This window comes from Bacteroides sp. 2201st1_D9_2201SCRN_220225, from assembly GCF_040928965.1.
Classification (GTDB): Bacteria; Bacteroidota; Bacteroidia; order Bacteroidales; family Bacteroidaceae; genus Bacteroides; species Bacteroides stercoris.
On the sequence record NZ_JBCODG010000055.1, the window covers coordinates 15,444 to 30,662 of the forward strand.

A 15,219-nucleotide genomic window follows, 5' to 3' on the forward strand; every position below is an offset into this window, starting at 1 on the left:
TATGGAACTGAGTAAAGAAGAAAAAGAGCATATAATTCAAGAACTTTCGATTGAATTGCATGCAAAGCCTGATGGCAGCGGAAAAAATTTGATTGTTCCTCAATGTCCTTACTGTGGACACGAGGGAGGGAAATACGGTATATATATAGGTAAGCCGACCGAAAGGAAAAAGCCATTCATGGCTCATTGTTTTTCATGTGGGCATTCAACTCAAACATTAGATCAGCTATTGACAGATATAGGCCGCCAGGATCTGATTGTAACGGAGACATTTGATTTAAACGGCGATAAGCATATCAATAGTTTCTCTTTTTTAGGAGATGAAGAGAAAGAAATAGATGATTCTCTTTGTATAGTAGAAATGCCAGAATATTACAAACGTACTCATTTTAACAAGTATTTAAATCAAAGGGGGTTTACAGAAGATGATTACGAATATTTCCCAGTCGGCACCACGCGTCACATGAATTTTAAATTTGATGATTATGTAATATTTCCCATTATAGATACTGGCGATGTTGTTGGTTATATTTCTCGTCATATTTGGAATAAAACAGACATTGATGAGTATAATAGGAAAGCAAGACGTAATGGAAAATTCCAAATCATGCGATATAGAAACAGTACTGAAAATGATTTTGTCAAGTTACTGTATAATTACGATACTATAATCGAAGGAGAAACCGATACCGTAATTCTTGTAGAAGGGGTATTTGATGTTATATCCCTAACCAGAAAACTAAATCTATACAATAACACGCATATAGCAATTGTTGCCACTTTTGGAAAGAAAATATCTGATATACAAATATATAAACTGCAATCAAAAAGAGTACACACAATTGTCATAGGGTACGATGGAGATGCAGTTGATGCCATAAAGAAAACAGGAGAACGGCTAAATGAATATTTTGACTGCTATATTGCTGATATAGAAGATTCAAGCCAAGATTTTGATAGTATGGACTTTTGGGAGATATACGATACGTTTGCCTTCAGGCTTAAAACATTAACAGAATATAAATTAAATAAGATTCAAATATGAGTTCTGATTTATTAGATTGGCTAAATAACAATAAGATGTGTTTCAACATCTTAGATGAGGACGTGATTGAAATCATAGGTTTCGGGAAAATGTATTATGAAGATACCGGTATGATAAAGTCTATTTTTCGTACCGATGCAGACAATAACGTTAAATTCAACACAATGGAAAATATTCAAACGCTGCAAGATGAGGGCATAAATTACATTGTGTTTCAATTTGGTGATAACTGGTATTATTATGACATCAGGAAAGATTTTGAGTTTCAAATCCTAAAATACATAGGGAAAAGAAAAGAGCAGATTCATAATCAAGAATTTGTTAATTTGGGAGTACATACCCCTTTTGAATTACTAAATGGCAGTTTCTCACTAACAGAATGGATTAAAAAAACCAAACATTTAGGTCAAAAGGCATTGGGCATTTGTGATTATAATACAATGGCAGCAACCCTTATTCTTCAAAAAGAATGCGAAGTGGCCGGAATTCAATGGATATTTGGGTATTCTCTTACATTTACTGATGGCATCGAAAAAATAGATGCCAAAATATATTGCCAATCACAGCAAGGGCTTCAAAACTTACTCAGAATACAAAAATGTATAAACGTGGATTCTGAAAACAAAATTATTGAACTGCAAGACCTTTTAAAATATGGAGCTGGCAACATAATTGTGTTCAGTAAATATTCATCATTTTGGCTGAAACAAGTTTGGGATAGCCTTGATATGTTTTTTGAGCATTTTGACGATTGTTTTTACCAATTAGATTTATCTGAATTTAAAGCAGAGCGTATTGACATTAAAGTATTAGATGCCACTAAATATTATTTCGACCATATATACTACACGGGGGAACTGCCTCCAGTATTGATATGCGACTGCTATTACCTGGATAAAGATGATGCCAAAAACAAAATTATTCTAAATAAAATAGCTGAAGGTGCTGCCCACGAACAAAGTGACGATCAATATTTCAAAGATTTGGACGAGCACTGGCAGACCATATCGTCTTTATTTGATGAAGATAAATGGGATGTGGAAGGTATATTTAATTGGGCATGTGAAAACACAGTCCAAATAGCCAATGGGGCAAAGGCCAGATATGAAACAGACCGTAATTTCATGCCGCAATATGACATGACCAATTACGAAAAATCAAAATATGCCAATCGGCATGAGATGTTTTTGAGTCTGCTTAAAGAGGGCTTCAACAAATTGGTGCCTAAAGGAAAAGAAGAAATTTACCGTAAGCAGTTAGAACATGAGATATATGTTTTAGAATCAACCAACAATGTTGATTATATGTTGGTGCAATACGATACGGTAAATTGGGCAAGAGAAAACGGCATCTTAGTAGGTTGTGGGCGTGGGTCTGCTGGCGGATGTTTAGTTTTATATCTGTTGGGTATAACCTTGATAGACCCAATAAAGTACAATTTGCTATTTGAACGCTTCCTACTTCCAGAACGTGCTGGGCTATACCCCTCTGATGTAACGGTAATAGGAGAAGATATAAATTCTAATCAATATGTCGAAGTAATGCTGGAAAATCATAAAACTTACAAAATAGATAAGGACGCCCAATTGGTTGTAAAACGCATGGGAACAGACGCACCTATTGTTGTGTATGCAGACGAGCTACAAGCTAATGATGATATTCAATTTGATAATCGAGATCTTTTATTTACTCTAAATGAAATTTAATTATGATTCCAATTTTAAGAAAAGTAGGATGGGAGCTTAATCCCAACGACAAGGTGGTTAACAAAATCTTATCCATGTGTGAGAAGAACAATGGTATGTGTCCATGCCATAATACCGGCGAAGACACCAAGTGCCCCTGTTCTGATTATAGAGAAAAAGATATGTGTCATTGTGCTTTATATGTAAAAATAGAAAAATAAGTAAATATGGAAGATATGGTTTTGACTGAAGATATGGAACTTGTTATGAACCTTGTTCAAAATACACAAGACAATGTGTTCATAACCGGTAAAGCTGGTTCTGGAAAAACTACGTTTTTAAAATACCTCATTGAACATTCTGGAAAAAAATGTATGGTAACCGCCCCAACGGGAATAGCAGCTATTAATGCTGGAGGGGTTACATTACATAGTTTGTTTGGTATTCCTTTTGGTCCCATCACCCCTTACGACCATCTTGAAAATAAATTTTCAGAATACAAGGTAGAATTGCTATTACAAATGGAGGTACTTATCATTGATGAAATTAGTATGGTACGTCCCGATATACTTGATGTCGTTGACCGTAAATTGAGGTGGGTATATGAAAGCGATGAACCGTTTGGCGGTGTGCAGATTGTTATGTTTGGAGACCTTTTCCAATTGCCTCCAGTAACAAAAAGCCAGGAGATTAAAATTTTATCTAACTTTTATGATGACTTTTTCTTTTTCAACGCTTTGGTTTTTAAACGGACAGGATTTCATGTCGTAGAACTAACAAAAATATTCAGACAAACGGATCCAAAATTTATTAATATCCTCAATAACATTCGTAACTATCAGGTTACTTCCGATGAACTGGAGATATTGAGTGAATTAAGGGATCGTCAAATTAGCAAAAACTATGATGGTGAATATATCCATATTTGTACTCATAAGGCTGAAGTTGAAAAAATAAATACAGATAAATTGGGTAAGCAAGATATAAAGACTTATGAAGCAACTATAAAAGATAAATTCCCGGAATCATCTATACCTTGTGATTTGCATTTAAAGTTACGTGTTGGCGCGAGAGTTATGTCATTAGTCAACGATACACAAAAAGGATATTACAACGGAATGTTAGGGGTTGTAAAAGAACTGAAAAACAATATTGTAACAGTCTGTATGGATAATGGTCAAACTATAAAATTCGAGCGCCACACATGGAGCAATACTCAATATATATTAAAAGAAAATGAGATTGTGAAAGAAGAAATAGGTTCATGTACTCAATTTCCCTTAACGTTGGCTTGGGCAATAACCATACACAAAAGCCAAGGGCTTACATTTGATAAAATAGCTATTCACGTATCTCGTACCTTTTGTCCGGGGCAATTATACGTAGCCCTTAGCCGGTGTAGAACTCTGGAGGGTATCATTTCGGATGCTTTCATCACTAAACGAATGATTATTCCTGAATATGCCCTGATTGATTTTGAAAGGACATATAAAGCAGAAGACAACTATTATGGTAAACGATTAAATTAATTAAATATGAAAGTCATATCAGTTAAGCACAAAACATCTTCAACAAAGGTGAAAGCCATAGATTGTTTTGTAGGCAGCGGTTATTTGCAAGGTCCTGGTGGTTCCCTTCCAGATGTAGATGTCGATTTCCAATCAGACCGTAGGCAAGAAGTAAAGGAATACATTGAACATCGGTATAATCATAACGGCAAACAGCGTGTATTCTCTGCCGGAACTTTTACAACATTAAAATTAAAGGCGGTATTAAAAGACGTAGCACGTGTACACAGGGTTCCGGTAAATATAGTTAATTATATCACAGCTATATTTGAGGATGACAATATGAGTTGGACAGACCTGTTTACAATGGCTGCTACCAATAAAAAAGTACATAGTTTTATAATGGAATATCCACAAGTAATTGAAGATATTCGTACCTTGATGGGACAGCCTCGTTCTTCTTCAGTTCATGCTTCTGCACTACTTGTGACTCCAGATTATAAAGATGGACAAGAACTTGAATGCTTTGATTTTACCCCCATCAAGAAAATAGATGGTATGCTAATTTCTGAATTTGACGGATATTCTTTAGACGAACAAGGATTGCTAAAAAATGACTGTCTCGGTATTAAGGAACTGTCAAAATTACAAGCTGTTATTAATATTTGCAATGATAAATATCATGCCGGTATAACCTTTCAGGATATAGTGCAAAGCGGATTGGACGATCCTAAAGTGTATCAATTGTTACAAAATGGCTATACTCAAAATGTCTTTCAGTTTTCCTCAAAAGGTATGACTAAATTTTTAGTTGGTATGCAGCCTGATAAAATTGAAGATCTAATCGCAGCTAATGCCTTATTCCGTCCAGCAACATTAGACTCCGGTTCAGCAAATAAATATGTGGATTGCAAGTTAGGGGATGCTGCTCCTGTGTATCTTTGGGGAACTTACAATGCCATGAAGAATACTTACGGCGTACTGTGTTACCAAGAACAGTTGGCACAGATTGCACGTGAAGTTGGAAAGTTCAGTTTAGGCGAAGGCGTTAAATTGGTGAAGCTTATATCCAAGAAAAAAGTAGACAAGATTCTTGCCTTACGAGACAAGTTTATGGCTGGAGCATTAAATAACGGGTGTCCCAAAGAAGATGCAGAAGCAATATGGCACATGTTTGAGGTTGCTGGCTCTTATCTTTTTAATAGAAGCCATGCCACTGCCTATGCAGTTACAGCTTATGCGGGTGCCTATCTGAAAGCCAATTACCCTACAGCATTTTATACTATAGCTCTTCAATGGGCAAAAGATGATGAAATACCCACATTAATGAGTGAAATGGGGTTATGCAGCAACGCTAAAATAGTGCCACCAGACATAAATGTAAGTGGTGGAACCTTTTTTACTGATTACAAAACAGACGAAATCTTTTGGTCCCTTTCTCGTATTAAAATGTTGGGGGCAAAGGCAACTGAATGGATTGTTAACGAACGAGACTTGCGTGGAGAATTTACTTCCATCGAGAACTTTATAGAAAGAATATTTAGATATAAACTGAAAAAATATCAATATTGGGATGATCCGGATAACGCAGATGAAGCAACCAAATGCCCCGTCAATGCAAAGCATATTCGCCATTTGATATTAGCCGGATGCTTTGATAAGATAGAAAACGCACAATCTGTTATAGAACGATATGCTATTTTAGAAAAAGCAGCACAATGCTTAGGGTTTAAGATTGCAGAAAAAGATATTCCAGAAGATTTAAGAGGCAAGCATTATTTCTGGAGTCAACAGCAAATTGCTGTCAGTGGCATTGGTGCCATTGATTATAAACGTATTTATGATAATTCAGAAGCAAAGCCTAAAATAAAAGGGAAAGCATCTTGGGCACTTTTAAAAAATATACAAAAAGCAGATTATGATGGGAAAAGGGTGGCTGTTTGTGCCAGTATTGTAGATATTGAAGAGAAAAAATTCAAAGACAAGAAAACAGGAGAGAATCGTATTTTTTGCAAATTATTATTACAACAAAATAATGATTTGGTGGAAATGATTATTTGGAATGATGAATGGGTTAATGTCCGGGCAATACTGTGCAAGGGCGGTCCTCTTGGAAGTGCAAAAAATAAAATGTTAATATGTTCGGCACAAGTAAGACACAGTGATTTTACAGGTGAAAACAATCTTCAATTATACAAATCTTCAATTATAGATATATTATGAAAATAGAAATAAACATGCCTATTGTCATTGCCATTGTTGGACCATCAGGAAGTGGCAAAACCACAATGGCAAACATTATGGCCGAAAACGGCATCCCAACTATTGTATCATTCACAACGCGCCCAATGAGAGATGGGGAAACAAATGGGAAAGAGCATTGGTTTGTTACTCCTGAAGATAAGCCTGACGCGTCTGAAATGATAGCCTACACTAATTTTGGAGGATATGAGTACTGGGCCACGCTACAACAAACGAAACATAAAATATGCACCTATGTTATTGACGAGAAAGGATTGATATATTTGAAAGAGAAATTTCCAGACTCGTTTATTGTATTTTCTGTATATCTTGACCGAAACATTGGTGATCGTATTGGTTGTGGAGTTGACAAAAAGCGATGTGAACGGGATTTAGACCGTACCGAAATACCATTAAAGGAATACGATTATATTATTAGAAATAACTATTCCCTTAAAGAATTTGAAGAAAAAATCAAACAACTAACATTAGACTTATTAAAATAATATGGCAACTCCGAATAATGAAAAGCCGATTATCGTAGCTTTTACTTTAGACTTTGAAACTGGCGGGTTAAACTGTCAGGATTGTGCTTGTACTCAAATTGCAATTCATGCAGTACGCATAGACATTTTTGAAACTATTGATAGATATGTAAAATATATATATCCATACAACCAACAGCCAGATAAGGGTGTATCTAAACGCAAGGTACTAAAGAGTAAATTTGATAAAGACGATGAAGTACCAATGAAATACGAGGAGAAGGCTCTAACATATTCTGCTATCACTATGGATATGTTAGAATCACTTGGTGTAGACATCAAAGTTGTTGCATCTGAAGTAATTGAATTCATCCGCAAAAATACATTATCAAAAGGACTAAACAAAAAACCTTTCTTGATAGGACAAAATATTGGGTTTGATATAGGGTTTATGCAACAATTGATGGAATATGGGGGGCAAATGAAAGAGTTTGCAAAACTAATGAGGGGAGCAACCGATTTTTATGGACACTTCCAGCCCTTATACATAGATACCATTGTTTTGGGACAATTAGCTTTATCTCATTTAGAAGATATGACAAGCTACAAGCTGGAAATAATGGCTGAAAAGTTTGGGATTGAGTTGGATGATGCTCATGACGCGGATGCGGATGTAACAGCAACCACCAACGTGGCAATGGTATGCACTAAAAGAATGCGTAACGCTTGCGGTATAGATGGTGATGGTATGGTTATGGCCAAAACCGAAAAATCACGTATTCATTTTAAAATATAATGCAATGATTACAGAGGAAGAAAAACAACAAGCTAAAATGGCAGGTTTAGAACCAGAAGTGGTCTTTAATACTCTTTCCGATAGAGTAGTGTGTGCCGTAATGACAGAGGACACTCATGAAACTATTATGGAAATATCTGGATATGATTTACAATTCAAGTTTAACCGGGATAAATTAAAGAACATTGCTGACGTGGAGAGTTTGTTGGATGGCATTAAAGATTTGTTTAGGCAAATCGTGATGAAAAATTTATTGGAAAGTAATTCTTAAAAAACAAACTTATAAAGTATTAGCTGCCTATTCTTATATAAAAACCAAGCCCAGTTGAACATATCGGCTGGGCTTTTTATAAATGCAATAGGATGGAATTAAGAAAACCAGAATCTTTAAATAAACAGGAGATTGATTTTTGCGAACTATATGTTTTAGGCTGTGATCCTTATGTTGGCAATGAAAAAAAATGCTACGAGGATGTGTTTGGCGATTCCAGTACAATAGTTAGAAAAAAAGCTAAAGAGCTGTTGAATCGGGAGGATATACAGAACTATATTGTACAGTTGAGGGCCATTGCGAATTATGAAACTGTAGATATGAAAGCTCGCCTAACAGAAAAATTACTGCAAATTGTAGATGAAACTTCCAAAGCTGTGTATACAGATAGGAGAGGAACGAAGCTTTCACCTGCACCATTACGTTCTGTGGCCGTACAAGCATCAAAAGCATTAATGGAAATGTATCCTGTTAAAGTTGCTCAAGAGAGCAAAGTTGAATTGAAAGGAGGAAACGGTGACTCAGGAATTACTTTCAATGTCATTGTTCCTCAATCTAATAATGAAAACAGTGTTGAATAAAAACAAATGGTAGGACGAAAAATCACAATTATTGCTTCCCCTCTATTAAAAGAATGGAAATTAAAAAGGTTAATAGGAAGAGATGGGGTTATTATTAACAAGATTCAAAATCAAAAGACAAAAGGTGTATGGGTACGTTTAAACACCCCATTTGCAGATGAATTAGAATGGTTTATCCCAGTTCAATCAGTGCAAATTATTTCACATTAATATGGAACAACTAAATAAAGGCATTGGGTGGCTTCAAAAGTTACTCAGTCTACAAAAAAAATATGGCTTCTTCAGTATTGTAAAAGGGTTGTTTCTTTTATTTTTAAGTGGTTACATCGTATTCTTTGCACTAAATCCCAAATATCTTTTGGATCGTATGGTTGAAATAAGTACAGAACAACATGATCAACTTGTAACCACAAGATTATCGGCAGATTCAGACATTAGGCATATTTTATCAAAAATGATATTCACAACCAATGCAGACCGCGCATGGCTTATTGAGTTTCATAATGGAAGTAAAAACTTGACTACTGGACTACCGTTCCTTTTTGGTTCCATGCGACTTGAGGAAGTCAGGGATAGTATTCAAAATGTAGATGAAGACTATGCAGATTTCAGTTTGTCAAAATATAAACTTATTTCCAAAGTTTTGGATGATGGATATTTTTATGGTGGAATAGAAGATGTTCATAAAATAGACCAGCGTCTATATTATAAATTTCAATCTAATGACATTAATGAAATTGCTTTGCTTACACTATATGATGGAGAAAAACCCGCTGGAATTATAGGACTGTCTTTCTGTAACGATAAAAAGATGGATAAACAACTGGTTGGTAAATATATAAGAAGAAGTGGAATAAAGATCGCGACATTAATATCACAAATAAAAGATTAAAACTATGGAACTAAGATTAGAACGTTTGTGGCCTAAAGAAACCTATACTGTGGGCAGGCTATATATAGATAATAAATTTTTCTGCAATACACTGGAGGATAAAGTTGTAGATAAAAACAAGAACGGAGTATTTGACAATGGCGAGAAGAAAGTTTATGGAGAATCTGCTATTCCGTATGGCAAATATAAAGTAATTTACAATTGGTCTCCCAAGTTTGGCCGTAACCTTCCCAGGCTATTAGATGTTCCTCATTTTGAAGGCATCCTTATACATAGTGGAAATACAGCAAAAGATAGTGCTGGATGTATATTAGTAGGAAATAACTCTGCTGTAGGGCGATTAAGTGAATCCAGATATACCTCAGACTGTCTCAACAAAAAGATTGAAGCAGCACAAAAAAGAGGTGAATCTATAACTATCAATATTGTATGAAACTAATAACTATAATAGGTTTTGCAATTGGCGTGCTGTTGCTCAGCTCATGTGCTGCTTCTAAAAACATTGAGCAGCAACAGTACACAGATTATTCCTGTGAATTACAACGGATTCACAAATCACTGGATTCCCTACATATAGACATTGACAAGCAATCTCAAATCACATCTGATAAATTAAGCAATTTAAAATTAGAAAACACTACAGTCTATTTATCGGTACCAGATTCATCCGGAAAACAATATCCAATTAAGCAAAGCACAACTAATATCAACAAGCAAGATACAGAACACATCACATCAACTGAAGTTTTAGCTGCATCTATATCACAAATATCATCGAAAATAGACTCTTTATACCAAACAGTTGATAAATTGAGTCAGTCCTCCGATAAAGTGACCGAACTAAGCTGGTGGGACTTAAATAAGGATAAGATTTATTGGTCAGCATTGGTTTTTATACTATCTATTATATTTTACTTGGTAATTAAAAAATAATCCCATTTTCTCCAACCAGTTGCGTGACAAATATCTATTCTTGATAAAATATTAATAAGTTATGGATCTACATATTAAAGACAGATTGCTTATTCCTTCCATTTTCCCGGAGCGTGGGAGTTTTATGGACTATAATCTAAAAAAGTCAATAGTTCGGAAAATAGCTATTTCAGACCAGGACAAGAAAGAGTATGAAATAGTAGAAAAAAAGGAAGAGAAACGAATTGAATGGAATGTTCAAAAAGACGCAGAAACCCCGTTGGCTGTGAAATTTACCAGTGAAGAACTTGATTATATGCGTAAGTCATGCGAAGCTATTTCAGAACAACAAATGCCGGATGAACTGTGGGCTGTAGTTGAACGTATCTATAACGAAGCACAAAATTGATTTCTTACTTCTTTACTCACACTAATAATCATATCTTCCATTTTGTAGAAGCTGGTCGTTAATTTTATGACCGGCTTCTATTATTTATATACATGTAACGTAAGCATACAGTACATTATTCTATTATTGATTGGTATATAACAAATTTGATTACACTATGAGTTTATTAAGACAAAATTTTACATTGGATTTTGTAAGATGTCTGATAGACACCTATGGCTGTCATATTAGCAAATCCTACAGAGAAATGGCAAAAGACCTAAAAGTGGTCAGTCACGCAACAGTTCAACATCACATATTGAAACTGGAAACATTGGGAGTCATCACAATTGAAAACAAGAGTAGTAAACGTCAAACTCTTCACATCTCATTGAGTAACCTTAAAGAGATGGAAAGAGTATGGCAACAGGATTGATACCTCCCAGCAATCTCAACATAGATTTCCAACCATCGTCAAAACAGTATGAAGTATGGAAATGCCTCCAACCAGAATGTCCTATTTGTGGTGGTAAAATTGAACATATAGAAAACGGAAAAGATAGAAACGGAAATGCAACATATAAACCAGTATGTACAAAATGTGGTAACGACGATATTCCACAAATCATTTTAGAGGGTGGGGCAGCAGGTGGCGGGAAAATGCTACCTTTAGATAGTAAAATATGTACGCCGACAGGGTTTAAGTATCTAAAAGACATAAAAGTAGGAGATTTTATTACAAATCCGATTACTGGAGGGGCGCAAGAGGTAGTATGGCTACATCCTTTGGAAAAACATCATTTTTATAGAATACATTTTATTGATGGCACATGTATAGATTCATCAGAAGGGCATTTATGGAATGTGCATCAAGCCGGGAAGCGTACAAAAAGGACAGATTTGAATGGAGATAAGATGAATGAGCGGGTAAAGCCTACAAAATGGATCTTTGAATGGGTGGAAAAACATAAACAAGGGTCATATAAGGGTCGTTCTTTGATAATTCCATTGACATCTCCAGTCAAGTTTGCAATAAGTACAGCAGCCGCTCGCAAAAATATAATTGAGCCCTATGTGTTGGGGGCTTTATTGGGAGACGGTTGCATATCCAAGAAATATCCTGAATTGACAACAATGGATCAAGATATTGTTGACAGGTTTACCGTATACGGTTATGATATGTCTAAAATATCAAAAAAAGCAGACAGTAAAGCTACTCAATACTATATCTATTCAGACAAACTGGCCGAAGCGATCAAGAAGTTGAACCTTACAGGATGCACATCAATTAATAAATTCATTCCCGATTTATATAAATATGCTACTGTAGAAGAACGCATTGAATTAATGCAGGGGCTTATGGATACAGATGGGTATGTTGACGACAGAGGACACATGTCTTACTCAACTATAAGCAAGCAATTAGCTGAAGATGTAGCCTTTATAGTGCGCTCTTTAGGTGGTGTAGCAACAATAAAGAAGGGTGCAGCCGGATATAAGAAGGGTGGTGAATATATTCAATGTAACGATTGTTATGATGTTCATTTTAGAACCAAAATAAACCCTGAACTTGTATCTATCCCCAGAAAAAAAGAAAGAGCCAAATATGAGTTTAATGGTAGGGCAAGCGAACTTGGAAAGCGAATCGTTGATGTAGAATATATAGGAGAACAGACAAGCAGATGTATAACTGTAGATGACCCTTCTGGTCTTTATGTAGTAGACGATTTCACTGTCACCCACAACTCCTTTCTTGGTGCCAGCTGGCTTATATCATGTTGTTTGAGATGGCCAAATATGCGTATGGTTGTAGGGCGCAAGACACTAAAAAGCCTTCGGGAAAGTACATGGAATACTATATGTATGATTGCAAAAGATTGGGGACTGAAAGAGGGGGTTAATTATAAGATAAACAATTTATCCGGAGAAATGACATTTTGGAATGACTCTAAGATAATCATGAAAGAACTTAGCTTTCAGCCAAGTGATCCATCATATTTAAGGTTTGGTTCATCTGAATTTTCCGGATGTTTCCTGGACGAATGCGGTGAGCTTGATGAGAAAGCCGTAGAAATCCTATTCAGTCGTATTCGTTGGAATATCCCCAATACCCTTGTAGTACCTAAAATGCTTATGAGTACAAACCCTTGCTTAGGATGGGTCCGTTCCAGATTCGTTTTAGATGATGATGGTAACGATGTGATATGTAAAAAGTATGAGCGGTACATTCCTTTTAGTGTTTATGATAATCCTGATTCTGAATTTCGTAGACAATACTTGAATGGCTTAATGAGGATTTCTAACAAGGCAGACAGAGAACGGTTATTGTATGGCAACTGGCAATATGTAGATGTCAACGAAATGGCCGCTTATTGGAACTTTGATGGTGCCAAGCATTTAGTGGATGGGTTACGCGAAAAAGTCTATAACCCAATGAATCCATTAATATCTGGATGGGATTTCAATGTAGCCCCATACATGAGTGAGCTGGAATTCCAGTTTGACTTTACAAACAAAAAGATATATGTACTTGAGGAAAACATTGGCAAGCCGGAAGAAAAGGAGAACAATACTCCGAAACTTGCTATTAAAATACGAGAGAAGCATCTTTCCAGACAGCATTTAGGCGGAATAATCGTAACAGGAGACCCTTCTGGTGCTGCAAGAAGCACACAAACCGAAGAGGGGGTCAATAACTATACTATTATAGTAGATAACATGAAAAACAGTGTATTGAAACCACGTATAAAACTGCTCCAGAAACAGCCGCCACAAACCACCAGGCTTGAATTTGTCAACGCTATCCTTAACGGTTTTAACGGATGGCAAGTAATGATTGATATGAGATGCAGAAAACTTACCGAGGATATGGTCTATCAACAAAAGAACTCTGATGGGACCAAGGCCAAAAAGAAAGTTTTGAACCCGAAAACAGGTGGTAAGGAAGAAAAATACGGGCATTTATCGGATATTCTCGATTATGTACTTGTGTTATTCTTAAATAATGAATGGAGACGGTTCCAAAATCAAAAGACAACAATTGAAACATATACAGCACCAGTCTATAACACTTTTGAGTATTAATTATGTATAGAAGGTTTTTAAACAAGGATGATTATTTGGGTATCATTACAGAAGATGCCTTGTTACAGCTTACCCGTGGAAAAGATATTTGTTTTGTGCAGGCAGAACAAGCCGCTGAAGCATCTATTATGGATTACCTTACTGAAAATTACGAAATTGAACGCGAACTAAATCGCGGTAAATTCATCTTTGAATATGATCGAAGAATCAGTTATCCTATAGGATGCCATTTTTACCTTGACGGGAAAATATGCGAAGTAATTCAAGCTATCAATGGCTACAAAGCCCCTTGCCCTACTTCTTATTGGCACGAAACAGAAGAAATACTTAACCTGGAAGAAATAGAACAATACAGCCAGATGAAAAACTATCGGCCTGGAGATGTGGCAAAGTTCTTAGGTCGGGCATATATATGTGACATCGCCAATGGCATAGATTTCAATGATATTCGTATCCCGGAAGTTAATGCCTGGGAAATGGTTAATACATACAAGTGGGACACCGTTCCATACAATGAATGGGAAGTTGTAGAATATGAAGGCAAATTCTTCACCTTGCTAACAACGGATAATTATGACTATTTGGTCAATCCGATGGAGTCTGACTGTTGGGGGATGATTGGAGAATATGACCCTTCACTCAATTCTTATGAATTGTCAGAACACGAATATGTAGAATATAAAGGAAAAATTTATTATCCTATTATCAATCCCAATGCTGATGTACCGGAACTGGAAAGGAATATCAGACACCATGACCCAAGAAACTACAACTTGAAACGCCACATGGTTCAACTGTCATTATACGAGTTGCACAAACTGATTTCTCCGAACAATATCAGTACTGTACGAATTGATGACTACGACCATTCTATGCAATGGTTAAAAGACGCTTCCAGATTAAAATTAAATCCTCAAATTCCGAGAAAAATTGATAACAAGAAAGAACCTCTTACTGACTGGCAGATGGCAACCTTTCAAACATCTTATGACCCATATCAAAACCCTTGGCATGTATAAAAACTTTTCATAAGGGCTACAAGCGTTGTTCTTAACCTAAATGATGCGGTGAGTAATAGTAATGCTACTCATCGCATTTTTGTTAATGCTGCTATAAATACTGAACTTGATCCTACTGATTGTGTTAAAAGTAGTGCTGATAAGGATGATTTTAATGGTGATACAAGAAAAAGTAAAACTAATGTTGTATCTTTGTATTGCAAAACAATTGATTTATGGCAGTTTATATCAAACCCAATACTTCGGTAAATTTTTACCGAAAGATTAAAAGTTAAACAATAGAACCGGCAAAAGCTGGTTCGGAAACACTAA

The 15,219-nt window shown here is 35.8% G+C and carries 17 protein-coding genes; all 17 read left to right on the forward strand.

What is annotated here, in order from left to right; genetic code table 11:
• Nucleotide 1 precedes the first annotated feature (1 nt).
• Nucleotides 2–1,045, forward strand: a complete 1,044-nt coding sequence (locus AB5903_RS16100; RefSeq protein ID WP_060386298.1) for a toprim domain-containing protein — start codon at nt 2–4, stop codon at nt 1,043–1,045.
• Complete coding sequence (locus tag AB5903_RS16105) at nt 1,042–2,751, forward strand: PHP domain-containing protein (protein ID WP_060386299.1); 1,710 nt, start codon at nt 1,042–1,044, stop codon at nt 2,749–2,751. The genes AB5903_RS16100 and AB5903_RS16105 overlap by 4 nt, the downstream gene beginning before the upstream one ends.
• Before the next feature lie 206 nt (nt 2,752–2,957).
• Nucleotides 2,958–4,259: an ATP-dependent RecD-like DNA helicase gene (locus AB5903_RS16110; RefSeq protein ID WP_060386300.1), complete on the forward strand. Its 1,302-nt coding sequence runs from the start codon at nt 2,958–2,960 to the stop codon at nt 4,257–4,259.
• A 6-nt stretch (nt 4,260–4,265) separates the two neighbouring features.
• The gene (locus AB5903_RS16115) at nt 4,266–6,461 is read left to right on the forward strand and encodes a DNA polymerase III subunit alpha (protein ID WP_368118017.1); all 2,196 of its coding nucleotides are present in this window, start codon (nt 4,266–4,268) and stop codon (nt 6,459–6,461) included.
• A complete protein-coding gene (locus tag AB5903_RS16120) occupies nt 6,458–6,985 on the forward strand; it encodes a guanylate kinase (RefSeq protein WP_368118018.1) in 528 nt (175 codons plus the stop codon). The genes AB5903_RS16115 and AB5903_RS16120 overlap by 4 nt, the downstream gene beginning before the upstream one ends.
• A gap of 1 nt (nt 6,986) precedes the next feature.
• Nucleotides 6,987–7,760 carry a PolC-type DNA polymerase III gene (locus AB5903_RS16125; protein WP_368118019.1) on the forward strand — a complete coding sequence of 258 codons (774 nt, stop codon included), beginning with the start codon at nt 6,987–6,989 and terminating at the stop codon, nt 7,758–7,760.
• A gap of 4 nt (nt 7,761–7,764) precedes the next feature.
• Nucleotides 7,765–8,031, forward strand: a complete 267-nt coding sequence (locus AB5903_RS16130; protein ID WP_368118020.1) for a hypothetical protein — start codon at nt 7,765–7,767, stop codon at nt 8,029–8,031.
• A 92-nt stretch (nt 8,032–8,123) separates the two neighbouring features.
• On the forward strand, nt 8,124–8,612 hold the full coding sequence (locus AB5903_RS16135; protein WP_060386305.1) for a hypothetical protein: 489 nt from the start codon (nt 8,124–8,126) through the stop codon (nt 8,610–8,612).
• 6 nt (nt 8,613–8,618) lie between these two features.
• Nucleotides 8,619–8,822, forward strand: coding sequence for a hypothetical protein (locus AB5903_RS16140; protein ID WP_060386306.1), 204 nt, complete (start codon nt 8,619–8,621; stop codon nt 8,820–8,822).
• A gap of 1 nt (nt 8,823) precedes the next feature.
• The gene (locus AB5903_RS16145) at nt 8,824–9,504 is read left to right on the forward strand and encodes a hypothetical protein (protein WP_060386307.1); all 681 of its coding nucleotides are present in this window, start codon (nt 8,824–8,826) and stop codon (nt 9,502–9,504) included.
• Between the two features lie 4 nt (nt 9,505–9,508).
• Nucleotides 9,509–9,937, forward strand: a complete 429-nt coding sequence (locus AB5903_RS16150) for a DUF5675 family protein (RefSeq protein ID WP_060386308.1) — start codon at nt 9,509–9,511, stop codon at nt 9,935–9,937.
• Nucleotides 9,934–10,437: a histidine kinase gene (locus AB5903_RS16155; protein ID WP_368118021.1), complete on the forward strand. Its 504-nt coding sequence runs from the start codon at nt 9,934–9,936 to the stop codon at nt 10,435–10,437. Before AB5903_RS16150 ends, AB5903_RS16155 begins: the two co-directional genes overlap by 4 nt.
• 61 nt (nt 10,438–10,498) lie before the next feature.
• Complete coding sequence (locus AB5903_RS16160) at nt 10,499–10,825, forward strand: hypothetical protein (RefSeq protein ID WP_060386310.1); 327 nt, start codon at nt 10,499–10,501, stop codon at nt 10,823–10,825.
• A 157-nt stretch (nt 10,826–10,982) separates the two neighbouring features.
• Entirely contained in the window at nt 10,983–11,240 is a 258-nt protein-coding gene (locus AB5903_RS16165; RefSeq protein WP_060386311.1) for a hypothetical protein, read from the forward strand.
• Nucleotides 11,225–13,888, forward strand: coding sequence for a phage terminase large subunit (locus tag AB5903_RS16170; protein ID WP_368118022.1), 2,664 nt, complete (start codon nt 11,225–11,227; stop codon nt 13,886–13,888). Before AB5903_RS16165 ends, AB5903_RS16170 begins: the two co-directional genes overlap by 16 nt.
• A gap of 2 nt (nt 13,889–13,890) precedes the next feature.
• Nucleotides 13,891–14,907 (forward strand): hypothetical protein, encoded by a 1,017-nt coding sequence (locus AB5903_RS16175; RefSeq protein WP_368118023.1) that lies wholly within the window; start codon nt 13,891–13,893, stop codon nt 14,905–14,907.
• Between the two features lie 48 nt (nt 14,908–14,955).
• Nucleotides 14,956–15,156 carry a hypothetical protein gene (locus tag AB5903_RS16180; protein ID WP_368118024.1) on the forward strand — a complete coding sequence of 67 codons (201 nt, stop codon included), beginning with the start codon at nt 14,956–14,958 and terminating at the stop codon, nt 15,154–15,156.
• Nucleotides 15,157–15,219 lie beyond the last annotated feature (63 nt).